The sequence below is a fragment of the Saccharopolyspora ipomoeae genome (assembly GCF_029952525.1).
GTDB lineage: Bacteria > Actinomycetota > Actinomycetes > Mycobacteriales > Pseudonocardiaceae > Saccharopolyspora > Saccharopolyspora ipomoeae.
The window spans coordinates 1-23,113 of record NZ_JASAOF010000011.1 but is presented as its reverse complement, the minus strand read 5'-3'; the positions used below and the strand labels follow the sequence as shown (position 1 = coordinate 23,113).

General features: G+C 71.3%; 22 protein-coding genes. 6 read left to right on the top strand and 16 right to left on the bottom strand.

Annotated features, from left to right (window positions below; all coding sequences use genetic code 11):
- Positions 1–81 precede the first annotated feature (81 nt).
- The 9 genes from QFW96_RS17815 to QFW96_RS17775 all read right to left on the bottom strand — a co-directional run bounded on the left by QFW96_RS17815 (position 82) and on the right by QFW96_RS17775 (position 10,594).
- Positions 82–801 (bottom strand): SDR family NAD(P)-dependent oxidoreductase, encoded by a 720-nt coding sequence (locus QFW96_RS17815; RefSeq protein ID WP_281456808.1) that lies wholly within the window; start codon positions 799–801, stop codon positions 82–84.
- Positions 798–1,598 carry an alpha/beta fold hydrolase gene (locus QFW96_RS17810; protein WP_281456807.1) on the bottom strand — a complete coding sequence of 267 codons (801 nt, stop codon included), beginning with the start codon at positions 1,596–1,598 and terminating at the stop codon, positions 798–800. The genes QFW96_RS17815 and QFW96_RS17810 overlap by 4 nt, the downstream gene beginning before the upstream one ends.
- Positions 1,595–3,193 carry a long-chain fatty acid--CoA ligase gene (locus QFW96_RS17805; protein WP_281456806.1) on the bottom strand — a complete coding sequence of 533 codons (1,599 nt, stop codon included), beginning with the start codon at positions 3,191–3,193 and terminating at the stop codon, positions 1,595–1,597. Before QFW96_RS17805 ends, QFW96_RS17810 begins: the two co-directional genes overlap by 4 nt.
- Positions 3,190–4,215, bottom strand: coding sequence for an LLM class flavin-dependent oxidoreductase (locus tag QFW96_RS17800; protein WP_281456805.1), 1,026 nt, complete (start codon positions 4,213–4,215; stop codon positions 3,190–3,192). Before QFW96_RS17800 ends, QFW96_RS17805 begins: the two co-directional genes overlap by 4 nt.
- Positions 4,216–4,336: 121 nt before the next feature.
- Positions 4,337–5,368, bottom strand: a complete 1,032-nt coding sequence (locus tag QFW96_RS17795) for a phosphotransferase family protein (RefSeq protein ID WP_281456804.1) — start codon at positions 5,366–5,368, stop codon at positions 4,337–4,339.
- Positions 5,365–6,693 (bottom strand): acyl-CoA dehydrogenase family protein, encoded by a 1,329-nt coding sequence (locus tag QFW96_RS17790; RefSeq protein WP_281456935.1) that lies wholly within the window; start codon positions 6,691–6,693, stop codon positions 5,365–5,367. The genes QFW96_RS17795 and QFW96_RS17790 overlap by 4 nt, the downstream gene beginning before the upstream one ends.
- Before the next feature lie 141 nt (positions 6,694–6,834).
- Entirely contained in the window at positions 6,835–7,563 is a 729-nt protein-coding gene (locus tag QFW96_RS17785; RefSeq protein ID WP_281456803.1) for a TSUP family transporter, read from the bottom strand.
- On the bottom strand, positions 7,560–8,999 hold the full coding sequence (locus tag QFW96_RS17780; protein WP_281456802.1) for an NAD-dependent succinate-semialdehyde dehydrogenase: 1,440 nt from the start codon (positions 8,997–8,999) through the stop codon (positions 7,560–7,562). Before QFW96_RS17780 ends, QFW96_RS17785 begins: the two co-directional genes overlap by 4 nt.
- Positions 9,000–9,136: 137 nt before the next feature.
- On the bottom strand, positions 9,137–10,594 hold the full coding sequence (locus tag QFW96_RS17775; RefSeq protein ID WP_281456801.1) for an MFS transporter: 1,458 nt from the start codon (positions 10,592–10,594) through the stop codon (positions 9,137–9,139).
- Positions 10,595–10,691: 97 nt separating this feature from the next.
- On the opposite strand from QFW96_RS17775, the gene QFW96_RS17770 reads away from it, so the two are divergent.
- The 5 genes from QFW96_RS17770 to QFW96_RS17750 are packed head-to-tail and all read left to right on the top strand — an operon-like array spanning position 10,692 to position 17,089.
- Positions 10,692–13,034, top strand: a complete 2,343-nt coding sequence (locus QFW96_RS17770) for a glycoside hydrolase family 31 protein (protein WP_281456800.1) — start codon at positions 10,692–10,694, stop codon at positions 13,032–13,034.
- The gene (locus QFW96_RS17765; RefSeq protein ID WP_281456799.1) at positions 13,031–14,764 is read left to right on the top strand and encodes an IlvD/Edd family dehydratase; all 1,734 of its coding nucleotides are present in this window, start codon (positions 13,031–13,033) and stop codon (positions 14,762–14,764) included. The genes QFW96_RS17770 and QFW96_RS17765 overlap by 4 nt, the downstream gene beginning before the upstream one ends.
- A gap of 29 nt (positions 14,765–14,793) precedes the next feature.
- Positions 14,794–15,603, top strand: a complete 810-nt coding sequence (locus QFW96_RS17760; protein ID WP_281456798.1) for an SDR family NAD(P)-dependent oxidoreductase — start codon at positions 14,794–14,796, stop codon at positions 15,601–15,603.
- The gene (locus QFW96_RS17755) at positions 15,600–16,223 is read left to right on the top strand and encodes a bifunctional 4-hydroxy-2-oxoglutarate aldolase/2-dehydro-3-deoxy-phosphogluconate aldolase (protein WP_281456797.1); all 624 of its coding nucleotides are present in this window, start codon (positions 15,600–15,602) and stop codon (positions 16,221–16,223) included. The genes QFW96_RS17760 and QFW96_RS17755 overlap by 4 nt, the downstream gene beginning before the upstream one ends.
- Positions 16,220–17,089, top strand: a complete 870-nt coding sequence (locus QFW96_RS17750) for an SMP-30/gluconolactonase/LRE family protein (protein WP_281456796.1) — start codon at positions 16,220–16,222, stop codon at positions 17,087–17,089. The genes QFW96_RS17755 and QFW96_RS17750 overlap by 4 nt, the downstream gene beginning before the upstream one ends.
- Here QFW96_RS17750 and QFW96_RS17745 read toward each other — a convergent pair.
- The 7 genes from QFW96_RS17745 to QFW96_RS17715 form a co-directional block, all read right to left on the bottom strand.
- Positions 17,060–17,824, bottom strand: coding sequence for a FadR/GntR family transcriptional regulator (locus QFW96_RS17745; RefSeq protein ID WP_281456795.1), 765 nt, complete (start codon positions 17,822–17,824; stop codon positions 17,060–17,062). The genes QFW96_RS17750 and QFW96_RS17745 overlap by 30 nt on opposite strands.
- Before the next feature lie 102 nt (positions 17,825–17,926).
- On the bottom strand, positions 17,927–18,919 hold the full coding sequence (locus QFW96_RS17740; RefSeq protein ID WP_281456794.1) for a magnesium transporter: 993 nt from the start codon (positions 18,917–18,919) through the stop codon (positions 17,927–17,929).
- A gap of 105 nt (positions 18,920–19,024) precedes the next feature.
- A complete protein-coding gene (locus tag QFW96_RS17735) occupies positions 19,025–19,882 on the bottom strand; it encodes a universal stress protein (RefSeq protein ID WP_281456793.1) in 858 nt (285 codons plus the stop codon).
- Positions 19,883–20,022: 140 nt separating this feature from the next.
- Positions 20,023–20,526: a flavodoxin domain-containing protein gene (locus tag QFW96_RS17730; protein WP_281456792.1), complete on the bottom strand. Its 504-nt coding sequence runs from the start codon at positions 20,524–20,526 to the stop codon at positions 20,023–20,025.
- Between the two features lie 159 nt (positions 20,527–20,685).
- On the bottom strand, positions 20,686–20,949 hold the full coding sequence (locus tag QFW96_RS17725) for an SHOCT domain-containing protein (RefSeq protein WP_281456791.1): 264 nt from the start codon (positions 20,947–20,949) through the stop codon (positions 20,686–20,688).
- Positions 20,950–21,125: 176 nt separating this feature from the next.
- A complete protein-coding gene (locus QFW96_RS17720) occupies positions 21,126–22,127 on the bottom strand; it encodes an Acg family FMN-binding oxidoreductase (protein WP_281456790.1) in 1,002 nt (333 codons plus the stop codon).
- A 94-nt stretch (positions 22,128–22,221) separates the two neighbouring features.
- Positions 22,222–22,830 (bottom strand): Rv1733c family protein, encoded by a 609-nt coding sequence (locus tag QFW96_RS17715; RefSeq protein ID WP_281456789.1) that lies wholly within the window; start codon positions 22,828–22,830, stop codon positions 22,222–22,224.
- Positions 22,831–22,870: 40 nt separating this feature from the next.
- Between QFW96_RS17715 and QFW96_RS17710 the strand changes: the two genes are divergently transcribed.
- Positions 22,871–23,113 (top strand): hypothetical protein (locus tag QFW96_RS17710; RefSeq protein WP_281456788.1); only part of this gene is annotated, 243 nt, incomplete at its 3' end.

The following is a 23,113-nucleotide window of genomic DNA, read 5'->3' as shown; positions in this document are numbered from 1 at the left end:
TTCCCGATCGACGCTAATCACGGATTCGCCTGCGTGGACCGGCTCGTGAACGGGGTCGTTGGAGCTCCGCACAAACGGCGCTCATCGCATGTGCCCCCCGAACGAGGCGAGGAGCCCGCCGTCGACGGGCACGGTCGCACCGGTCATGTACGTCGACCTGGCGACCGCCACGATGACCTCGGCGATCTCCTGGGCGGTGCCGGTCCGGCCCGCCGGAATCGTCCCGATCACCCGGGCGCGCGCCCGCTCGCTGAGCCCCGCGGTCATGTCGGTGTCCACAAACCCGGGGACGACCAGGTTGACCCGAACACCGCGCGGTGCCAGCTCCACCGCGAGCACCTGCGTCAGGCCGCTGAGCCCGGCCTTGGCCGAGCCGTAGGCCACGTCGCCGGGAAATCCCCGCCAGCCCACCACCGCACCGACGTTCACGATCGACGCCCCGGCGGACAGCACCGGAACCGCGGCGCGGCACACCTCGAAAGCACCGGTGAGGTTCGTGCTCACGACCTCGTCCCAGGCCTCCCGGTCCAGGCTCTCCACCCGGCCGCCCCGGTGCACGCCCGCGCTGTTGACGATCACGTCGACGGAACCGAAGGCCTCCTGCACGGTCCGCAGCCCGTCGCGGACCGAGGCGCCGTCCGCGACGTCGGCCTTGACCTCCAGGACGCGGTCGGGATGCGCGGCCGGTTCGGCGGACGACGACCGGGCCAGCGAGGCGACGCGATCGCCGGAGGCGGCGACGTGGTCGACGACCGCCCGGCCGATGCCCCGCGACCCGCCGGTGACCAGCCACGTGCTCATCGGTTCAGGAACCCGATCAGCTCGGCGAGGTAGCGCTCGCGGTCCTCCAGGAACGGCGCGTGCCCGCACCCCTCGAAGTCCACCAGCGTCGCGTCCGGGTACAGCGAGACCGCGGCCTGCGCACCGGAGAACGGCACGAACCCGTCCTCCGTGCCGTGCAGCAGCAGCGTCGGCACGTCCAGCGAGCCGATCGTCTTGCGCTGGTCCGCGTCCGCGAGGTCGCGCAGCGACTGGTCACCGAGCGGGCCCATCTCCAGGAACATGCCCCACAACCAGTTCACCACCTGCTCCCCCACCGGCTTCGCGCACACCGCTTCGGCAACGCTGCGGAAGGTGGTGGCCCGGTCGGCGGCCAGCCCGTCCAGCACGGCCTGCACGTCGTCGTGGGTGCCGCCGTGCGGCCAGTCGGAGCTCGCGGTGTAGCGCGGAGTCGCGCCGCCGGTGAGCACCAGACCACCGACGTCGCTTCCGAGCCGGGCGACCGCGTCCACGGCCACCGCGCCGCCCAGCGACCAGCCGTTGATCACCGGCTCGCGCAGCCCGAGGTGTTCGCACAACCGCGCCACGTCGGAGCCGAGCGCGGCGATCGAGACGTCCTCGAAGTCGTTGTCGGACCGGCCGCAGGTGCGCTGGTCGAGGATCACCACCTCGTTGCCGTTGGCCCGCAACGCCGGTGCGACGGTGTCCCAGCACCGGCCGGTGGCGCCCCAGCCGTGGACCAGCACGACCGGCCGCCCGTCGCCGCGGTGGTGTTCGAAGTAGATCCTGCGGGCTTCTTCCACTTCCAGATGTGTCATGACCGCGCCTTCCCGTGTGCGTTGTCCGCGGACGGTCCGGGGACCGATCGCCTGAGCCGCTTCTTGTCGACCTTGCCCACGCTGGTCCTGGGCAGGTCGTCGGTGATCACCACGCGTTCGGGGAGCCACCAGCGCGGCACCCGTTCGCGCAAGCCGTCGAGCAGCTCCTCCGGGGTGATCTCCCGGTGGGGCACCACCACCGCCAGCGGGCGCTCCTGCCACCGCTCGTGCGGGACCGCCACCACGGCGACGTCGGCGACCGCGGGGTGTTCCAGGATCGCCTGCTCCAGCGCCGTGGAGCTGATCCACTCGCCGCCGCTCTTGATCAGGTCCTTGGCCCGGTCGACGATCTCCAGGTAGCCGTCGGGGTCGATGGTGGCGACGTCGCCGGTGCGCAACCAGCCGTCGGCGAAGCTCTCCGGGTGCGGGTCCCGGTAGTACGAGTCGACCACCCACGGACCGCGCAGCAGCAGCTCGCCGCGCGCCACCCCGTCGTGCGGCAGATCGTTGCCCTCGTCGTCGACGAGCCGCCAGCGCAGCCCGGGCAGCAGCCTGCCCTGCTTGCGCACGTACTCGTGGCGCAGCGCCGGGTCGTGGTCGGCTGCCGGTGGCGGCCGGGAGAACGTGCCCATCGGCGATATCTCGGTCATGCCCCAGCCCTGGAAGACCGGCACGCCCAGGTCGTCCTCGATCGCCCTGATCAACTCCACCCCGGGTGCCGTACCGCCGAGCACCAGGGCGCGCAGGCTGGTCAGGTCGGCGCCCGCGCGGGTCGCGTGCCGAACCAGGTCGACCGCGACGGTCGGCACCATCCCGGTGTAGGTGACCCGCTGCTCCTCGATGATCGTCGCGATCTGCGCGGGAGTCGGGTGCGGGCCGGGCAGCACCTGGTTCGCACCGGACATCAGCGCGGCGAACGGCACGCCCCACGCGTTCGCGTGGAACATCGGCACGACGTGCGCCACGGTGTCCCGCTCGCAGATCGCGTGCCCGTCCGCCAGGCAGGCGGCGAAGGTGTGCAGGTAGAGCGAGCGGTGCGAGTAGCCGACGCCCTTCGGCGGCCCGGTGGTGCCGGAGGTGTAGCAGAGCGCGGCCAGGTCGTGCTCCTGCACGGCCGGTGGCTCCGCGAGCTCAGGACCGTCGGCGACCAGCTGCTCGAAGTTCAGCACCCCGGGCTCGGGTCGTCCGTCGGTGCACACCACGAGCATCTGCGGGTTCCGCTGGCGAGCCGGCCCGAGCAGGGGCAGCAGCGCGGAATCCGCGACGACGACCCGGTCTTGGGCGTGGTCGACGATGTGGCCGATCTCGTCCGGTTCCAGCCGCAGGTTCACGGTGTGCAGCACCGCCCCGGCGAGCGGCACCGCGAGGTACAGCTCCAGGTGGCGGTGGTGGTTCCAGGCCAGCGTCGCGACGCGGTCCCCGGGCCGCACCCCCAGCCGCACCAGGGCCCCGGCCAACCGCACCACGCGCTCGTAGTAGTCGCGGTAGGTGTACCGGTGCACCTCGGCGCCGTCGGCGTACTGCACGATCTGCTTCCCGCCGAACAGATCGCGGGCCCGGTGCAGGAACTCCGTGATCAGCAGCGGGTTGCTCATGCGCCCACCTCCGCGGACAGCCGCTGGCGCACCCGCGGCAGCACCTCGGTGGCCAGCAGCTCGATGCGCGCGGAACCGGACTCCACCGGCTCGCCGGGCAGCTGCGCCCAGAAGTGCATGTCCTTGATCTGCGGCCGTTCCCGCAGCAGGGCGGTGATCTCCTCGACCGCGGTGGCCGGGTCCCACAGCTGGAACGCACCGGCCGCGACGATCTGGTCGGCGTCGGCGAACTGCGGCACCTGGTCCGGAGGGCCGAACGCGCCCCAGGAGATGTAGTTGTTCAGCTGGTACAGCGCGTGCTGACCGATTCGCGCCCACTCGCGCTCCGGGTCCTCCGCGATGATCGTCCACTGGCCGGCGTAGATGCGGCCCTCGTCCCGGGACTTCCCGCACCGCTCCAGCGCGTCCAGGTAGGTCGGCTGGTGCGGGTTCTGGGTGCTCAGGAACCCGTCCGCGATCCGCGCGGCCCGCTCGATCGCCGGGTCCGCAAGCGCGCCGACCAGCAGCTGCGGGGCCTGCTCTGGGACCGGGGTGATCGGGCGGCCGGGGAACTGGAACCGCTTGCCCTCGAAGGGTTCCCGCGAACCGGACCACGCTCGGCGGATCAGCTCGACGCACTCCTCCAGCATGCTGGGCCGGTTCTTCAGGCTGCGCCCGAACGCGGCGAACTCCGGCTCCCAGTAACCCATGCCGAGGCCGAGGTCGAACCGCCCTCCGGTGAGCAGCGAGACCGTGGCGGCGTCCTCGGCGAGCCGGACCGGGTTGTGCAGCGGCGCCACGATCAGGTTCGTCCCGATCCGCATGGTGCTGGTGCGCTCCCCGATCGCCGCCGCGAGGGTGAACGGCGACGGCGTGTACCCGTCCTCGCAGAAGTGGTGCTCGGTCAGCCAGACCGAGCCGAGCCCGAGACCCTCCGCCCACTCGATCTGGTCCAGCACCTCGCGGTACAGCGCGCTGAACGGCCGGTGCCACTGCGGCGGGTTGCGGAAGTCGTACCAGAGTCCGAAATTGCGTTCGTTCACGTCGTCCCCTTCGCCCGGGTCCTGCTTCGCCGGAACGCACTGCCGGACACCATGTTGGCGACCCGGTGGGCCTGCTCAAAGGACGGAGCACCCGGCTGTTTGTGGTTCTCCCCAAACGGGCTCAGCGGCGGAGCCCGGCGATCGCGCAGGCCTCCGCGAGCAGCGCGGGGACGTCGTGCTCCAGCGCCGCGGCGTACTCGGTGCGCAGCTCGCCGTCCAGGTACTGGGTGTGCGCGGCCTCGGTGATCGCGGCCAGCTTGAACAGCGCCAGGCAGCGGTAGTAGTCGATGTGCCGCACGGACGTGCCGGTGACCTGCGCGTACCGGTCCAGCAGGTGTTCGCCGGTCGGAGCGCCGGGTGCCCTGGATACCGCTTGCACCCCGGGCATCCCGGGGTGCGCGAGCTCGCGCTCACCCCAGAACGCCACCAGCAGGCCCAGGTCCATGAGCGGGTCCCCGATCGTGGCGGTCTCCCAATCGATCACCGCCAGCGCGCGCGGCTCGGCAGCGGAGAACAGGCAGTTGTCCAGGTGGAAGTCGCCGTGCATCAGCGCGGGGCGACCCGCTTCCGGCCGGTGCTCCTCCAACCACGCGGCCAGCCGGGGCATCGCGGGCAGCGGACGCCGCTCGATCTTCTGCCACTGCCGGTACCAGCGCTGCACCTGCCGCTCCAGGAACCCCTCGGGACGGCCGAAGCCCTCCAGACCGGCGGCCCGCCAATCCAGGAGGTGGATCGCGGCGAGCGCGTCCACGATCTCGTCGGCCACCGCGGTCAGCGAGTTCGGGTCCGCGCCGTAGGCGGCGGGGAGCTCGTCGGTGATCGCCACCGCTCCCGGGATGTGCTCCATCAGCAGGAACGGTGCCGAGGGAACTCCGGGGTCCTCGCACAGCGCGAAGGCCCTCGGGACCGGTACGGCGGTGTCCTGCAAGGCGGCGAGCAGCCGGTGCTCCCGCGCGACGCTGTGCGCGGAGGCCGACAACGCGTGCCGCGGTGGCCTGCGCAGCACGAACTCGGTGTCGGTGTTGCGCAGCAGGCAGGTCTCGTTGGAGTTGCCCCCGGTCAGCCGACGGAGCTCCCAGGGACCGGGCCGATCGAGGTGGTCGGACAGCCAGTGCGCCAGCGCCGGTTCGACGGTGCGGCTCTCGGTGCTCATCGCAGCACCGCAGCCACGTCGAGCTGCTCCCGGAACCGTTCGAGCGCGCTCGCCCGCCGGGTCGGGACGTGCTCGCTGGGCGTCGGTGTCGGGCTGTACTCCCGCAGCAGTCGGCGAGCCACCGACACGCGGTGGACCTCATCCGGGCCGTCGTAGATCCGCGCGGCACGCGCCCACCGGTACATCTGCTCGAGCGGCATGTCGGTGGAGAACCCGAGCGAGCCGTGCACCTGGACGGCCTTGTCGATCACGTCGTGCAGCACGGCGGCCCCGTGGTACTTGATCATCGCGATCTCGGTGCGCGCCGCGGAGGCGCCGACCTGGTCGATCTTCCACGCGGCGTGGAGCGTGAGCAGGCGCGCGGACTCGATTGCCGCCGCGCAGTCGGCCACCCAGTTCTGGACGGTCTGCTTGTCGGCCAGCGGCCCGCCGTGCACGTCGATGCTCACGGCCCGCTCGCAGAGCATGTCGAAGGCTCGGCGGCACACCCCGATCCACCGCATGCAGTGGTGGATCCGGCCGGGTCCGAGCCGCTTCTGCGCCAGCGTGAACGCCTCCCCGCGATCACCGAGCAGGTTCTCCGCGGGGACCCGGACGTCGCGGTAGGACACCTCGCAGTGCGACCACACCGGGTGCTTGTGGTCCGGATCGTTCATCAGGCCGATCTCGCGAGTCTCGATGCCCTCGGCGTCGGTGGGCACGATCAGCATCGACATGCGCGCCCGCGCGGGAGCATCCGGCTCGGTCACCGCCATCACGATGTGGAAGTCCGCCCGGGACGCGTTGCCCACGAACCACTTCCCGCCGTTGAGGACCCACTGGCCGTCGACCAGCCGCGCGGTGGTGGTGAACTGCCGGGGATCCGAGCCGGTGCCCTGCTCGGTCATCGAGAACGCGCTGAGCACCTCACCGTCCAGCAGCGGGCGCATCCAGCGCGCCTTCTGCTCGGGGGTTCCGGCCAGCGCGAGTAGCTCGATGTTGCCGGAGTCCGGCGCCTGGCACCCGAACGCGAACGGCGCGAGCTCGCTGGTCCCCAGGATCTCGTGCAGCAGACCGAGCCGCAGCTGCCCGTACCCCTGACCGCCCAGCTCCGGTCCCAGGTGCGCGGCCCACAGCCCCTGCTCCTTGACCCGCTGCTGCAGCGGCGCGGCGAGCCGGCGGAACTCGGCGTGGTCGAGGTCGAGCACCTCCAGCGGGTAGATCTCGTCGCGGACGAACTCGCGCGCCCAGTCCAGCTTCGCGGCAAACTCCGGTTCGGTGGAGAAGTCCCAGCTCATCGGCACCCCGTCGGTCGACTCGCCCGCACCGGAGTCCGGGCCCGGCATCAGCGACACCAACGCTAGGAAGCCAGGGCGAACGCACACCAGCACACCGACCCGCGCCGTTTGTCGAACCCCACAACCGACCTGCTCCGTGTTGCCGGACCACCCCGGGATCGCTCCCGGAGCTCACCCTGCCGACCGCGCTCACAGCATCGTCGCGATGCCCCTGACCACTGCGGCGGCGCCGCCGATCAAGGCGACGCCGATGATCAACCGGCGTCCCGTCTTCGGCGCGATCCGCTCGTCCAGCCGCTCCCCCGCGATCGCGCCGATCACCAGCGCCGCGCCGCAGCACAGCCAGCCGAGCGGGGACACCTCCGGAATTCCCTTCGACACCAGGGAACCGAGGTTCACCATGAGCAGGTACGCCTGCGCGGTCGGGATGAGCACGCGTCGAGCCCACTGCTCGGAGAGCGCGTACACCGACACCATCGGCCCTCCGACCCCGGCGGTCACGCTCATGAAGCCCGAAATCGCTCCGGCGATCACCGCACCCGGCACACCCCGCAATAGCCTCTGCCGCCCGGCCAGCACCGTGGCGACCACCGCGACGATCACCATCGACCCGATCAGCACGAGCAACGGCCCGGTCGGCGCGACCGCTGCCACGAACGCGCCGAGCGGAATCGCCGCCATCGCGGGCAGCGCCAGCAGCAGCACGGCACGCCAGTGGGTGTCCCGCCAGGTCCGGGCCAGCACGGCCCCGCACAGCACCATCGACAGGGCGTTCGACATGCTCACCCCGACGTGCGGGCCGGCGGCCGCGACCATCAGCGGCCCCCCGACCAACCCGAAGCCGAGACCCGTAGTGCGCTGCGTGAGGGCTCCGATCAGCACCGGGATGGCCAGGAGGACCGCCGTTGCCGCGCTCACAGCGTCAGCGCTGCGTACTGGACCTCGGTGAACTCCTCGAGTCCGACGTCGGCGCCCTCCCTACCGAGGCCCGACTGCTTGACGCCGCCCATCGGCGCGAAGGCGACGCTGGGCAGCGGCTCGTTGACGCCGAGGATGCCCACGTCCAGCTGCTCGCCGATCCGCCACCCGCGGCCGAGGTCACCGGAGTAGACATAACCCGCGAGTCCCATCTCGGTGGCGTTCGCGGTGGTCAGCGCCTCCTCGACGGTGGAGAACCGGAAGATTCCCGCCACCGGTCCGAACACCTCCTCCGCCGCCAGGCCGACGTCCTGCGGCACTTCCGTGAGCACGCACGGCGCGACGTAGCTACCGGCCTCCGGGAGTCGCTGCTCGCCGCCGTGGACCTGGGCACCCGCTGCCACCGCTTCGTCCACCAAGCCGCGAACGGCCGCTGCCCGCTCGTCGTCGATCACGGGGCCGAGGTCGGGGCACGGGTCGGCCGTGCCGTCGCCGACCGTCATCGCCTTGATCCTGGCCGCGAACGCGGCCACGAACTCGTCGTGCACGCCGTCCTGGACCAAGAAGCGGTTCGCCGCGATGCAGGACTGGCCGGTGTTGCGGAAGCGGGCCAGCATCGCGCCCTCGACGGCGGCGTCCACATCGGCGTCGTCGAGGACGAGGAAGGGCGCGTTCCCACCGAGTTCCAGCAAGGGCCGTACGATCCGGTTCGACGCCTGCCGCATGATGAGCCGTCCGACCTCCGTGGAGCCGGTGAACGAGACGACGCGCACCGCGCGGTGTGCGAGCAGCGCCTCCGTGATCTCCGCGGCGGGTCCGTGCACGAGGTTGACCGCACCCGGGGGCAGCCCGGCGTCGGTGAGGCACCGGATCATCTCGGTGACCGCGAGGGGCGCCTTCTCCGACACGCGCGCCACCACCGTGCAGCCCGCGGCGAGCGCGGGCGCGAGCTTCCGGGCCTGGATCGAGCACGGGAAGTTCCAGGGCGTCAGGCTCGCCACCACCCCGGCCGGTTTGCGGCGCACCAGGTGCCGCCGCACCGCCCTCTCCTCCTGGACCACGGCCCCGTGCGGCCGCCTCGCCTGCTCGGCGAACCAGCGGAAGTACTCCACCGAGAACGCGATCTCGCCGCGCGCCTCGGGAAGTCGCTTGCCCGCCTCGCGGGCGAGCAGGTCGGCGAGGAAGTCAGCGCGCTCCTCGATGAGGTCCGCCGCGGCCGAGAGCAGACGGCACCGCTCCCGGACTCCGGTGCCGGCCCAGCCGGCGAAGGCGGTGGCCGCCGCCTCGGCCGCCGCGGTGGCGTCCGCGGCCGCCTGCTCGGCGTCCGTCCAGTCCAGACGGCCGACGAGGCTGCCATCGGCCGGGTTGCGGACAGCAAGGGCGGACTCGCGCGAGGTCCATCGGCCGTCGATCAGGACCGTGGGCTGGGTAGGCATTCGTTCTTCTCCTGTGATGGGTGCTGCGGGAGGACCTTCGCGGCCGGACGTCCTCCGGTTCGGCCCGGGACGGGTTCCGTCAGGGCAGGCGGTTCGGGGAGGTGGGAGCCCTCCGCCACGCGGGGGCTCCCACCGGCTCAGCTCGTTCTCGGCGAGGAGTTCGCACCGATCTCGTCGAGGTCGTGCTCGTCCCCGTCGCCGTGTTCTTCGACGTCCTTGCCCACGGGGTCCCAGCGGATGACCATCAGCGCGACGATCGCGACGAGCGGGGCGAGCACGATCGCTCCGATCGTGAAGCGCATGCCCTGCGCCTCGAGCAGGACCGGGAAGGCGAAGGCTCCGATCATGCCGCCGACCCGGGTGATCGCCTGCGTGTACCCGCCGCCGATCCCTCGGATGGCGGTCGGGTAGGACAGCGTTCCCATCGCGGTGCCGACGTAGCCCGCGCCGAAGTTGTGCGCGGCCGAGAACAGCGCGATCAGGACCACCGCGATCGAGGCGGCGAGAACGTTGAAGGCGCCGCTGATGATCGCCAAACATCCTGCGGTGATGGAGAACCCGATCAGACCGAGTCGTCGAAGCCCCAGTCGCTGGGTGCCGGCCACGCAGCCGAGCGCACCGATCGCGCCGATGACGTTGACCAGTCCGGAGAGAACCAGCACCAGCACGATGTCATCCGGGAACAAGGACTTGAAGATCTTCGGCATGTACAGCGAGATCGCGTAGTACTGCGCTGCCTGGCAGACCACGAGAATGCTGACCAGGATGGTCCGCGCGGTGTAGGGCGGCCGGAACAGCGCGAGCAGGCTGCCGGCGCGGGACCGCTCCTCCTGCGGAGCCGCGACGCGGCGCTCCTCCTCCACGGTGACCTCGAGGTCGTAGTTCTTGCGGAGGATTTCCGCGGCCTTCTCCAGACCTTCGTACTTCGCCGCCCACATCGGGGATTCGGCGGTGTAGATGAACCGGAGGATCAGCACGATGAGCGCGGGGATGGCGCCCAGGCCGATCGACCACCGCCACAGCTCCTCGCCGACGCCGATGAAGTGGAACGGGATGATCACGAAGAAGGCGACCGCAGCCGCAGCCGTGGACATCACCTGGGCCATCGTGACGTTGCGGCCCTTGTTGGAGATCGCGCTGTACTCGGCGACGAACGCCAGCGCGACGGGCACGTCGAGCCCGACGCCGACGCCCATCAGGAATCGCCAGAGGCAGAACAGTTCCGGGGTGGGCGCCGTCGCCGCCAGCACCGTGGCACCGACCAGCAGGAACAGCGTGATCAGCAGCATCTTGGTGCGGCCGACCCGGTCGGTGAGGTAGCCACCGAAGAGCCCGCCGAACATCGCGCCGAGCAGGATGATCATCGAGATGACCGGCAGCGAGTGCAGGCTCAGCCCCGAGTTCGTGAGGTTGAACTCCGAGGTGATCTGCACGGTGCCGAGACCGAAGCTGCTCAAGTCCCAGCCGTCCACGAAGATGCTGCCGAGCGCGACGATCTTGACCAGACCGGGGTTCTTGGGACGGATCCGGCCTGTGTCGATCAGGCGCAGGACGTCGTCCGGTTTCCGGAGCACGACGGCGGCGTTGCCTGTCATGGGGTTTCCTTTGCATGGGGGAAGTGGTAAGACCTCTTGCCAGAAGTTAAGCTAGGCGGGACACCGCGTCAAGGTCGCGGTCGACATGGGAGAAGAGATGTCAGCGTTGACGGAGCGGTACATGTTGCGCGAGGTCGAGGAGGTGAGAACGCACCCCGACACGACCGCCGGATCCGGCGTGACCGCGCGAGTGCGCGCCGTTCTCCACCGACCGGGAGCCGACGGTTTCGGTTTCCTCACCGGCGAAACGCTCGCCGAGCAGGGCATCGAGACGACCATGCCGAACCTCCCCGAGCTCGACACCCCTCCCCTGCGCACCCGAGACGTCGCGGTGGACGTCCGCTGGGCCGGCCCCGAGGCCGTGCGCATCACGATCGGGGCGGCCGACGCACCGCGTTCGGCGCCGACCGGAACCGAACACGGCATCCTCGTCGCCCCCGAGTACGCCGAGACCAGCACGACGGTCGAGGAGGACGAGCACACCATCATCGTGACCGGTGGCCGACTGCGCGTCACGCTCGGTCGGCGCCCCTTCTCGCTGGAAGTCCGAGACACCACCACGGGCGCCACGCTGATCAGCACCGCCGGGAAGCTCCGCCAGGTCGCCGGGCTGCCCATCGCCCCCGCCGCGACCGTCGGTGACACGACCGCCGTCAACCTCGAACTCGGCCCCGACGAGGAGATCCTCGGCTTCGGCGAGCAGTTCGGCCGCTCGGTCAAGAACGGGCAGCGACTGCGCCTGCGCGTCGAGGACGCGCTCGGCACCGGGACCGGCATGGCCTACAAGCCGGCCCCCGTCTGGTACTCCACGGCCGGCTACCTCGCGCTGGTCAACACCGGGGCCGTCGTCCACGCCGACGTCGGCCACTCCCGCAACGGCGTGTTCGGCATCGAGGCCGAATGCGGCGAGCTGGACCTCTACCTGATCGCGGGCCCCGAGCCCAAGCAGGCGCTGACGACCTACACACGGCTGACCGGGCGTGGCGCGGTCCCGCCGGTGTGGGCGTTCGGGTACTGGCTCGGCCGCTGCAGGTACCACTCCGCCGCTCAGATGGAGGAAGTCGGCCGCACGCTGCGGGAGCTGAGCATCCCGTGCGACATCCTGCACCTGGACCCCGACTGGCTCGTCGTGGACCGGCTCAACTGCGACTTCATCTGGAACACCGACCGCTTCGGCGATCGGGCGGAGTTCGTCGCCGCGCTGGAGCGCCTCGGCCTGCGGCTCTCGGTCTGGGAACTGCCCTACCTCGATCCGGCATCGCCCCGCTACGCCGAGGCCGCCGAACGCGGCTACCTGGTGACCGACGCCGACGGGGAGATCGCGACGATCGCGGGCACGCCCGTCCCCGACGGACGACCTCGGGCGCTGGTGGACTTCACCTCGCCCGAGGCCCGCCGCTGGTGGCAGGACCTGCACGGGCCGTTCCTCGACGACGGCGTCGCCGTGTTCAAGACCGACTTCGGCGAGGGCCTGCCCGACGACGTCCGGCTCGCCGACGGAACCGGAGCCGAGCACGCGCACAACCTGTACCCGCTGCGCTACAACGGTGCGGTGAGCGAGGCCATCGCCGAGCGGACCGGTCGCGCACCCCTGGTGTGGGGTCGCTCCGGCTGGGCCGGATCGCACCGCTACCCCGCGCAGTGGGGCGGAGACGCGGAGTCCACGGTGTCGGGCATGCGCGCGACGCTGCGCGGCGGCCTGTCGCACGCCATGAGCATGCCCGGCATGTGGGGGCACGACATCGGGGGTTTCTTCGGCCCCGAGCTCACGCCCGAGCTCTACGTGCGCTGGACTCAGTTCGGCGCGCTCTCCCCCCTCATGCGCGCTCACGGACTTCGTCCGCGCGAGCCGTGGGAGTTCGGCGAGCACGCCTCGGGCATCGCGCGCGAGTGGATCCGGCTGCGCTACTCGCTGCTGCCCTACCTGTGGCAGGCCGCGCACGAATCCGCCGCGCACGGCTGGCCGATGCTGCGCCCGCTGGCCCTGGAGTTCCCCGACGACGACCTCGCCACGACGTGCGACGACGCGTTCCTGCTCGGCTCGGACCTGCTCGTCGTCCCGGTCTTCGACGACGGCGGCGAGCCGGTGCGGCGTCGCTTCTACGTCCCGCGCGGCGGGTGGACGGACCTCGTGACCGGCGATCGGTACGAAGGCCCGGCGATGCACGAGGAAACCGTTCCGCTGGAACGCATCCCGGTTCTGGTCCGCGACGGGGCGCTGCTCCCGAGGTTGGCGGTGGACGAGCACGTCCACAACACCGACGACCTGCTCGACGCCCCGTGGGAACTGCACGCCTACGGCGACGTGCCCACGCCCGCCACGTTGCTCGACTTCCACTCCCGCCCGTTCACCGTCGAGGTGAACGGCGACCACCTCGCCACCGGCTCGTCGATGCAGTTGAGCCTGGTCCGCCACACCCCGCAGGAGGCACGGTCATGACATCGCCCGAACCCGCACGACGCAGCACCTCCTGGTTCGGCGCCGAAGGCAAGATGGGCTTCGTCCACCGGTCCAAGCTGTACAACTCGGGCCGTTCACCGGAGATGTTCGACGGCAGGCCCGTCATCGGGATCTGCAACAGCTGGTCGGAGCTCACGCCCTGCAACCGGCACTTGCGCGACGTGGCCGAGGCCGTCAAGCGCGGCGTGCTGCTGGCCGGTGGCTTCCCGCTGGAGTTCCCGACGATGTCGCTGGGCGAAACGCTGATGCGTCCGTCGGCGATGCTCTACCGCAACCTGATGGCGATGGAGGTCGAGGAGAACCTCCGCTCGTACCCGCTGGACGGCGTGGTGCTGCTCGCGGGCTGCGACAAGACCGTTCCCGCTCAGCTCATGGGCGCGCTCAGCGCCGACCTCCCGGCGATCATGCTGACCGGCGGGCCGATGCTCAACGGCAAGTTCCGGGGCGCCGACGCAGGTTCCGGCACGCACGTGTGGCAGTTCGCCGAGGAGGTCCGGGCGGGACGGATGAGCCGCGCCGAGTTCGGACAGGCCGAGGCGTGCCTGTCCCGCAGCGCCGGGCACTGCACGACCATGGGCACGGCCTCCACGATGGCCTGCCTCGTGGAGGTCATGGGCCTGTCGCTACCAGGCAGCGCGGCGGTGCCCGCCGTGGACGCGGGCCGCTCCGCGCTCGCCGAGCAGTCGGGCCACCGGATCGTGTCCATGGTGGAGGAGGACCTGCGACCCTCGACGGTCCTGGACCGGCGGTCGTTCGAGAACGCGGCGCGGCTCAACGCCGCGATCGGCGGCTCCACCAACGCCATCGTGCACCTGAGCGCGCTGGCCGGGCGCGCCGAGGTCGACTTCCCGCTGGAGGAGTTCGACCGGCAGGCCCGCGACATCCCGCTGCTGGTCGACCTGCTGCCGTCCGGTCGTTTCCTCATGGAGGAGTTCAGCTACGCGGGCGGCGTGCCGGCTGTGGTGACCGAGCTGGCCGACCAGCTCCACGGCGACGCCCGCACGATCACCGGCCGGAGCCTCGCCGAGAACTGCGCCGGAGCTCAGAACTGGAACGCGGAGGTGATCCGCACGCGGGCGGAACCGGTGCAGCCCGCGGGGTCGGCGACGGCGGTGCTCACCGGCAACCTCGCCCCGAACGGTGCGGTGATCAAGCTGTCGGCGGCCTCTCCGGAGCTGATCGACCACACCGGTACCGCGCTGGTCTTCGACACCGTCGAGGAGTACTACGCGCGCTGCGACGACCCGGATCTCCCGGTGGACGCCGACACGGTGCTCGTCGTGCGCGGCGCCGGGCCGCGCGGCTACCCGGGCATGCCCGAGATCGGCAACCTGTCGATCCCCAAGAAGCTCCTGAACGCAGGTGTGCGGGACCTGGTGCGGATCACCGATGGCCGGATGAGCGGCACCTCCTACGGAACGATCGTCCTGCACGTCGCTCCGGAGTCCGCCGCGGGCGGCCCGCTGGCGCTGCTGCGCACCGGCGACCGCGTGCACCTGGACGTGGCGGCGCGCAGGCTCGACATGCTCGTCGACGACGCCGAGCTGGCCCGCCGCGCGGCCGAGACCACCACCGAGGAGCGGTCCGCCGATCGGGAAGGCGGCTGGAGCGGGTTGTACCGGGAGCACGTCGGCCAGGCCGACACCGGGGCCGACCTGGACTTCCTGCGCGGACGACGCGGGCACGCGATCCCCCGGCGGCACCTGTGACAGCGACGACGAGAACTGGAGACGAAGGCATGAACGACCTCAGCGGACGCCGAGCGCTCGTGACCGGGGCAGCGACCGGGATCGGCCGGGTCGTGGCGCGCGACCTGGCCCGTCGCGGCGCGACGGTCCTCGGCGTCGACCGCGACGTGGCCGTGGCGGACCTCGCCGACGGGTCCGGAGACCCGGTCGCCGCACGGCTGGAAGGGGTCACCTGCGACCTCGCCGACGCGACCCAGCTCGAAGCGCTGGCCGAACGCGCCGAGGCGGCACCCGGTTTCGACGTGCTGGTCAACTGCGCGGCGGCCTACTCCCCGAAGGGAGGTTTCCTCGACGCGTCCCTCTCCGACTGGACCCGCGTGCTCGCGGTGAACGTCACCGCCACGGGCGTGCTGAGCACCGCCGTCGCGCGAGGACTGCACGCGGCGGGCAGGGCCGGTGGCTCGATCGTGAACTTCTGCAGCCTCCAGGAGTCCATGCCGCTGCCCGGCTACGGTCCCTACGTCGCCAGCAAGGGCGGGGTGCGCGCGGCGACGAAGGCGCTGGCCGTGGAACTGGCCCCGTGGGACGTGCGGGTCAACGCGGTGGCGCCGGGGGTCGTCAACACACCGTCCACTTTGGCCACCTTGGACGGCAAGAGCTGGGGTGACGACGGCGCCCCGCCCACGCTGCTGGGCCGCGCAGGCACCCCCGACGAGGTCGCCGACGCGGTGGCCTTCCTCGCCTCGGACGCATCGTCGTTCATCACCGGCACGATCATCCCCGTCGACGGTGGCCGGCACCTCAGCCGCCGTCACGATCCGACGGGTGATCTCGACGTCACCGCGGGGAGGAACCGATGACCGACATCGAACTCAGCCCGCTCACCGTGGTCTACCGCAGCCTGGCTCCGCGGCAGGCGCTCCGGCTGAGCGCGGCGCTGCACGAAGCCGGGTTGCGCTCGTTCGAGGTCACCATGACCGGTGACCGTCCGATGGAGACGATCGAACTGCTGTGCCGGGAGCTCCCGGAGGATGCGCTGATCGGAGTCGGCACGGTGAGCACTCCCGAGCAGGTCGCGGCTTCGGCCGCGGCCGGGGCGCGTTTCGCGGTGTCACCGCACTTCGACGCCGAGGTCGTCGACCGCACGATCAGCGAAGGGCTGCTCTCGGTGCCGGGGGCGCTCACCCCGACCGAGATCATGACGGCGCGGAACGCGGGCGCGGACGTGGTCAAGGTGTTCCCCATCAACGCGGTCGGTGCCGACTACCTCCGTCAGCTGCGCGGCCCGATGCCGGACCTGGAGGTGATGGCCAGCGGAGGCGTGACGCCGACGCTGGCCGCCGAGGTCGTGGCGGCGGGGGCGAAGTGCGTCGCTGTTGGCCACCACCTGCTGGGCGCGCGGCCCGACGGCGGCTTCGACCCGGCGGAGTTGCGGGACCGCACCGCCGAGTTCCTGCACGCCGCGGGAGGGACCGCATGAGCTCGGTCGCCGTCGAGCCGGTCGGCGACGTCCGCGCGCGCTTCGGCGAAGGAGCGTTCTGGGACGCGAGCACCGAAACCCTGCTGTGGGTGGACATCACGGGCGGTGCGGTGCACCGGACCTCGTCCCCCGACGGCGCCACCGAGCGGTGCGTGCTGGGCGGAGAGGTCGCCGCGGCGTTCCCGACCACGCGCGGGACCGTCGTCGCAGCGCGGGACAACGCGCTGCTGGAAGTCGTCGGCACGGAGATCGTCGGGGAGATCGCGGGGGTGCCGCGACATCCCAGGATGCGGTTGAACGACGGCGGCCCCGACCCCCGGGGCAGGCTGCTGATCGGCACGCTGCACGCCGACAAGGATCCGGGCACCGCGTCCCTCTACCGCCTCGACGACCGGCTGGTTCCGGTGGTCACCGGGGTGACCGTGTCCAACGGTCTGGGCTGGAGCCCGGACGGTCGGCTGCTCTACTACGCCGATACGCCGACGCTGCGCGTGGACGTCTTCGACTACGACACCGAGGCGGGCCTCCCTCGTGCTCGTCGAACCTTCGCCGACGTCTCGGACTCCCCCGGCAGACCGGACGGGTTGACCGTCGACGCCCAGGGCGGCGTCTGGGTGGCCATGATCAGGGGCGGCGAGCTCCGCCGGTACGCACCTGACGGGCAGCTCGATCGCGTTGTGCCGCTGCCGGTTTCGCACCCGACCAGCGTCGCGTTCGGTGGCGCCGACCTGGGCGATCTGTTCGTGACGAGCGCTCTGGACCCGTTGTCGGCGGCCGAACGCGAGCAGCAGCCGCTGGCGGGTCGGCTGCTGCGGCTCGATCCCGGCGTCCGGGGCTCACCCGCCCCCTCGGTGCGCTTGCCCTGACACCTCCTCCGCCGGGAGCCCGTCGCGCAGGTGCTTGAGCGCGGCGCGGCGGGCCCCGTCGATGTGCGCTTTGGCCGCACGTCGAGCCGCGACGGGATCACCCGCGATCACGGCTTCGTGGATGCGCGCGTGATCGCGGCGGGACCTCTCCAGCCGGCCCGGCAACCGCAACGTGGACTGCATCCCGCGCGCGAGGATGTCTTGCAGGACCGTCTCGGTGCGGGTCAGGAAGCGGTTCCCCGCGGCCTCGACGATCCGGAGGTGGAAGGCGGAGTCGAGCCCGCGGAGCTCGGCCCAGTCGATCTCGGCTGCGCGGGCGCAGCGGTCGAGGGCGTGGAACGCCTCCGTCACCTTCGCCAGCAGCTCGCGGTCCTGGTTGCGCGCGGCCCACGCCGTGGCGGGAACTTCGAGCACCTCGCGCATGTCGAACAACTCGGTGAGGGTGAGTTCCTCTGCGAACTTCGCGTCGCGCAGCGCGTGGGACTCGCTGGGATCCGCGACGAACACGCCGCTGCCGTGCTTGATGTCGACGTGCCCGCTCTGCCGCAAGGACCGCAGCGCCTCCCGCAGCGATGGCCGGCTCGTACCGAGGCGACTCGCGAGCTCGCGTTCCGAGGGCAACCGATCCCCTGGCTTCAGCTCCTGGGACTTGATCGCCTGGAGGATCCGTTCCGCGATCAGATCGGACACCGATCCCTGACGCAACGGCACCCAGGGGTCGTCCGCGACGCTCATGTGCAGCTCCCCGCCCTGAAGACGTAGTGGTATGACCACTTTACCAGCTCAACGTTCATGGCCAACGAGCCGGGAGGTTCGCCGTGATGATGCGAGCCTCCTTCAGGTGGCGAGCGCGGTCGCCACCCCGAAGTAGATGCTCACCGACAGCAGGTCCTGCACCACGGTGGCCAGCGGCCCCGAGCCGAACGCGGGATCCTCGTGCAGCCGGTGGAACAGCCACGGCAGCACCATCGCGACGAGCGTGGAGACCGACGCCGCGGCCAACAAGGCCACCGACACCGCCAGCGCCACGTCGGAGTTGCCCCAGATCACCGCCACCAGTGGAAACGCCAAGACCGCCAGCAGCAAACCGAGCAGGACACCCGTGATGAACTCGCGGAGCGCCACCCGAGCGATGCTCACACCGACGGACAGGCCGCGGATGATCAGCGCCTCCGTCTGGGTCCCGATGGCGTCGGCCAGGTAGACCACTCCGGGGACGAAGAACGCGATCAGCACCTGGCGCTCCATCTGGCGCTCGAAGGCGCTCACGATCAGCGCGGCGAACAACGCACCGGCCAACCCGAGCAGCAGCCAGGGCAACCGGTGCCACAGCCGATGCCCCACGCCCTCGGTGGAGGCGCTGCGCGCCGACTCCGACGAAGCCAGGAACCCACCGAGCCGCGCCATGTCCTGCTCGTGCTCGTCCAGCAGGACCGACAGCAACCGGTGCGGGGGGATCACCCCGACGAACCGTCCGCCCGGACCGACGACCGCCAGGCCCGGCTCGCCGTGGCGCACCGCCTCCCACGCCACCCGCTCTTGATCCGTTCCCGGAGCCACCACCGGCGGACGCTCATCCATCACCTCGGCGACGTGCGAGCCCTCCGGGGCCGCCAGCAGCCGCTCCACGGTCAGCAGACCCAGCAACCGACCGGCATCGCAGACGGCTACGACGGCCGCGCTGTCGAACTCCCGCACGCGCAAGCCCGCGAACACCTCGTCGACGGAGTCGCCGGGAGCGGCGATCGGCACCTTGCTCGACGCGTGCTGCACCGCGATTCCCAACGAGTCCCGGCCCGCGGTCGGTGCCTCGGGTTCCAGGTCGGCCATCGCTCACCCCCGGTGCGACCAGCACAGCATGAAGCCGACGTCGCAGCACTTCACCATGACCGGCCGCAGCGGGGCGAGCACCGCCCCGCACCCCTCGCCGTGCGCTCACGGCTCATCAGCGCGCACCACCAGGACGGGGCACGGGGCGCAGTGCAGGAGCGCACGGCTGGTGGACCCGATCAGCATTCCGGTGATGCCGCCGCGTCCGCGGCTGCCCACCACGAGCAACTGCGCCTGCGCACCGTGCTCGACCAGGAAGCGGACCGGTCGATCGCGGGCGACGACGCGTTCCACCGCGACGTCGGGGTACTTCTCCTGCCATCCCGCGAGCCGCTCTGCGAGCACTCGCTCCTGGTCGTCCCTGATCAGGTCCCAGTCAGCGCTTCCTGCTGCGAACCACCCGTCGGTGGCCACATCGCTCCACACGTGCACGGCGACCAGCGGCGCCGCCCGCACCGATGCCTCCTCGTAAGCCGCCGCGAGCGCGGGTTCGCCCACCTTCGACCCGTCGACGCCCACGATGATCGGCCCCGTGCGCGGGCGCTCGTGACCGGCCGCTTCGGGGACGACCACGACCGGGCATCGCGACCGCATGGCCACCAGTTCCGCCGTGGAGCCCAGCACGAGCCGCACCCCGGTGAACTCGTTGAGACCTCGCGCGCCCACGACGAGCCGCTGCGACCGCTGGGATTCCTCGAGCAGCACCTCACCGGGCGAACCGTGGCGCAGCTCCTGCTCGATCTCCACACCGTCGGCAGCGGCGCGCGCGGCGGTCACCGCGCGCGCCAGCCAACCCGGCCGTTCGGCCACGATCGCCCCCGAGCCCGCTTCGGCGAGCTGCGGAGCCCGAGGAACCGCGCACACCAACCGCAGCGGGCGGCGGTGCACGCGGGCGTCCACCGCTGCCCAGCGGGCGGCCTCCAGCGCGGGCTCCGAGCCGTCGATCCCCACGACCTCCCGCATACCGCCACCTCGCTCCTCACGGCGTCCACGCCGACCGTACGGCGGCGTGCCGACTCCGCAACCGGATGCGGGTGAACGCGGCCGCTCCGGTCGGGAACGTCCGCGCGGCGGCAGGGCGGGCCACCGCGACCCGACTCGGGTCAGTCCGCGTGCGCGGTAGCGATCTTGAGGGCCCAGGCCGCGATCTCATCCCAGTCCCGCAGGTCCCTGAACGCCGGATCGATCGACTTCGCCATGTTCCGGCGGAGGAATCCGCCGCCCTGCTCGGAAACCGAGCCGCCGAACACCACGTGCTCGTGCGCGCCGATGTGCTCGCCGCGTCGGGTGATGCGCTCCGGCTTGGTCCACTTCTCGCTCTCCCCGTTCTGCGCCTGCTCACCGACCGGTCCACTGCTGAACAACCAGACGTCGCGCCCGACAAGTTCTGGGCGGTTCAGCAGCCGACGCGCTTCGCGCAACCACCGTCCCATGTAGACGGCACTGCCCAGGACGACGAGGTCGTAGTCCTCGACACCGCGGACGTTCCGAGCCCGGCGCACGTTCACGTCGAAGCCGGAGCGCGACAGGACAGCCCCGATCTCCGCCGCGATCTCCCCGGTGGCACCGGACCTGGAGCCGTACGCGACGAGTGCTCGCTTGCCCATGGTCGTCCCCTCAATCAGCGCGGAAGGGCACCGCCGAGTGTGCGACGTCGAGCAGACGATCCGCACGTCGTCACCACGAGCGCCGTCGAAAACCACCACCGAGATCGGAAAGCGCGGGACGTCGTTCGAACGGATCGAAGACCTCGCGCCTCGCCGGTACTACCGGCGTCGCGCTCGCTCGCCCAGCACCTGAAGGCGTCGTTGATATTCGTCCTCGTCGATCTCGCCGCGCGCGAACCGATCGGCCAGCAAGCGCTGCGCACTGCCGGTCGGCTCCTGCGATCCCCCGCCGTGCGCGTCCGTCCGGGAGAGGTACCGGACCAGGGCGATGATGCCCAGAACGATCACCACCCAGAACAGCACGGTGTTCGCGGTCATGAACGCGAACCCCCACACGCCCATGCCGCCATCGCCGAACATCATGGCAATCCCCCTCCGCAGTGCGCATCAGGACGATCCTGCGACATCTGACCGCGCCCCGAGGGCTTCCCCTCCAGCGAGCGCTCCCGCTCCGCCATCGTCAGGGGGTACCCGCTACTGCGTCGAGGGCCGTTGGGCCCTGGCTGACGAAACCCGAGCGCCACAACGCCGGTGCCGACCTATCGCGGGTCGTCGTCGAAGATCTCCTCCAGCGGACGCCGCGCGCTGCGCGGAACGGGCGCGACCGGGTGACCGAAGCGCATCAGCACCTGGACCGAGTCGGGCCCGCCGCCACCTCGTGCGAGTCCTCGCCGGATCTCGCCGAGTTGCAGGCACTGGGTCATCACGGAGGCGCCCAAGCCGCGGTGAGTGGCCTCCAGCCACGCGTTCTCCAAGGCGGCACCGGCATCGAGGTGGGCACGGAGGCCGTCCTCGGGCGTGCTCAGCAGCAGCACGGATTCCGACTCGACGCGTGCCGCCAGCCAAGCCTCGTCCGGCGCCCGGGTGGCGCCGCTGACCAACCCGACCGCACCGAGGCCCTGCTCCCCGAGCGCCTCCGCCGGGACTCCGCTGGGCTTCGAATCGGCTTGTTGAACGATCCAGCTCGCCAGTTCCCGCTGATAGGTCTGGTCGGCGTGCTGGACGCGGGCTGCGTAGGTCAGCAAGCGCGCCAGATGGAGCGCTTCGGCGTCGCCGGTGATCCACCGAGCCCGTACGGGCGGGAGCTCCTCTGCCGCGCTGCGCAGCGCTCGCTCGTCAGGACCGGAGACCGGGCGCGGCTCGAAGGGCCGGCGGTGGCTGGCGCGGTCCGCTATCGCCTCGTACCGCTGGATTTCGGCCGGGCCGGGCTCCAGTCGCCTGCTCGCCGCCACGGATGCCAGGTGCTCGGGGTCGTCCCGGAACGCGATGTCCGCCCGCCAACCCAGCTTGCGGACCGCGAGGACGAGGTTGGTCAGCGCAGCTCCGCACGAGATCGTGCGGTCGCGCCCCTCGGGGTCGTGCTGGGAGGGTGCGGTGTCTTCCCGTTGGTGCAGGTCGACCACTCGGTCGTGCATCGACAGCGACCACGGTTGCGTGTTGTGCACCGACGGCGCGCGGTTGACCGCGCGGGCGATGCTCGCGGCTTCTTCGGGCGACCACGGCCGGTCGTCGCCCGGGGCGAGGTGCTCGATGTCGTTCATGCGGCTCGCTCGACCTTTCGCGTTGCCTCGGCAGCCTGCTCCCCGGGTACCCGTCGAGGAGCGTCCACTCCGGCCGCGCACCGGGTGGATGTGGTCATCCGCGACCGGGGCGAGACCATTGCGGCTCGACCTGCGCCCACTCCCACTCCCAACGGCGCCGAGCCCACGCGTCGGCGACCGAGCGAACGGCCTTCATGAGCGCGGCGCAGCCGAGGACCCCCACACCGAGCACGCCCACCGCAGCGCCCGCCGCGGAAACGCGGATGGTCGTCTCCGCGGGCGGCGCCGGCACCACGTGGCCTGCGGCATCGACCCACAGCGGGAACCGACTGCCCAGGTGGCTGCCGGTGGGGAGCTCAGCGCGCTCGGCGCGCGGGAGACCGTCGTGACCGGTCCACCCCACATCGGCGCGCATGCTCGCGCCTCCCCCGGGTTCGGAGCCGACCAACTCGGGGTCGGTGAGCACCACGGCGTCCACCACGTGCCGGCTGCTCGCCATCACGGCCGCCTCACGTCTTTGCGCAGCGTATTCGGCCTTGCCCGCGGACAACGCCAGCACGGGCACGACGGTCAGGGCCGCGACGAGCAGTCCGAACAACGCCACGCCCACGAGCCGGTCCACCCGACGTCGCACCGGGTTCCGGCGCACCCCGAGCGCGTGGACGAGCCAACTGATGCCCGCGGACCGGTAACGCTCCCTCATTCACCTGCCCCCATCGCGAACCTGCCACCCGGGGCCCACGGTGGACGTCGTCGCGCCCGACCACCACGGCATTTCTTCCCCTTTCGCCCGCGTGATCGCGAAACATGCTGGCAATCATGAACTTTTGACCGTGCCGTCAGAGCGGGAAAGCTCCACCATCACAGCTGGGCCGCTGTGCGAGCAAACGCGGGCGACTCGAAACCGGTGCCGGCGCGAACTGATGTTCGTCGACAACGCGGGCCAGGGCATCGGATACGTCTGGGAGGCTGCGATGAACCAACGG

What these genes read in the sequence shown, in the direction of transcription:
- QFW96_RS17780 (WP_281456802.1), bottom strand. Translation starts at nt 8,999, where the DNA reads ATGCCTACCCAGCCCACGGTCCTGATCGACGGCCGATGGACCTCGCGC.
- QFW96_RS17715 (WP_281456789.1), bottom strand. Translation starts at nt 22,830, where the DNA reads ATGAGGGAGCGTTACCGGTCCGCGGGCATCAGTTGGCTCGTCCACGCG.
- QFW96_RS17775 (WP_281456801.1), bottom strand. Translation starts at nt 10,594, where the DNA reads ATGACAGGCAACGCCGCCGTCGTGCTCCGGAAACCGGACGACGTCCTG.
- QFW96_RS17760 (WP_281456798.1), top strand. Translation starts at nt 14,794, where the DNA reads ATGAACGACCTCAGCGGACGCCGAGCGCTCGTGACCGGGGCAGCGACC.
- QFW96_RS17815 (WP_281456808.1), bottom strand. Translation starts at nt 801, where the DNA reads ATGAGCACGTGGCTGGTCACCGGCGGGTCGCGGGGCATCGGCCGGGCG.
- QFW96_RS17795 (WP_281456804.1), bottom strand. Translation starts at nt 5,368, where the DNA reads ATGAGCACCGAGAGCCGCACCGTCGAACCGGCGCTGGCGCACTGGCTG.
- QFW96_RS17755 (WP_281456797.1), top strand. Translation starts at nt 15,600, where the DNA reads ATGACCGACATCGAACTCAGCCCGCTCACCGTGGTCTACCGCAGCCTG.
- QFW96_RS17730 (WP_281456792.1), bottom strand. Translation starts at nt 20,526, where the DNA reads ATGGGCAAGCGAGCACTCGTCGCGTACGGCTCCAGGTCCGGTGCCACC.
- QFW96_RS17735 (WP_281456793.1), bottom strand. Translation starts at nt 19,882, where the DNA reads ATGCGGGAGGTCGTGGGGATCGACGGCTCGGAGCCCGCGCTGGAGGCC.
- QFW96_RS17810 (WP_281456807.1), bottom strand. Translation starts at nt 1,598, where the DNA reads ATGACACATCTGGAAGTGGAAGAAGCCCGCAGGATCTACTTCGAACAC.
- QFW96_RS17740 (WP_281456794.1), bottom strand. Translation starts at nt 18,919, where the DNA reads ATGGCCGACCTGGAACCCGAGGCACCGACCGCGGGCCGGGACTCGTTG.
- QFW96_RS17790 (WP_281456935.1), bottom strand. Translation starts at nt 6,693, where the DNA reads ATGCCGGGCCCGGACTCCGGTGCGGGCGAGTCGACCGACGGGGTGCCG.
- QFW96_RS17770 (WP_281456800.1), top strand. Translation starts at nt 10,692, where the DNA reads ATGTCAGCGTTGACGGAGCGGTACATGTTGCGCGAGGTCGAGGAGGTG.
- QFW96_RS17745 (WP_281456795.1), bottom strand. Translation starts at nt 17,824, where the DNA reads ATGAGCGTCGCGGACGACCCCTGGGTGCCGTTGCGTCAGGGATCGGTG.
- QFW96_RS17725 (WP_281456791.1), bottom strand. Translation starts at nt 20,949, where the DNA reads ATGATGTTCGGCGATGGCGGCATGGGCGTGTGGGGGTTCGCGTTCATG.
- QFW96_RS17765 (WP_281456799.1), top strand. Translation starts at nt 13,031, where the DNA reads ATGACATCGCCCGAACCCGCACGACGCAGCACCTCCTGGTTCGGCGCC.
- QFW96_RS17750 (WP_281456796.1), top strand. Translation starts at nt 16,220, where the DNA reads ATGAGCTCGGTCGCCGTCGAGCCGGTCGGCGACGTCCGCGCGCGCTTC.
- QFW96_RS17720 (WP_281456790.1), bottom strand. Translation starts at nt 22,127, where the DNA reads ATGAACGACATCGAGCACCTCGCCCCGGGCGACGACCGGCCGTGGTCG.
- QFW96_RS17805 (WP_281456806.1), bottom strand. Translation starts at nt 3,193, where the DNA reads ATGAGCAACCCGCTGCTGATCACGGAGTTCCTGCACCGGGCCCGCGAT.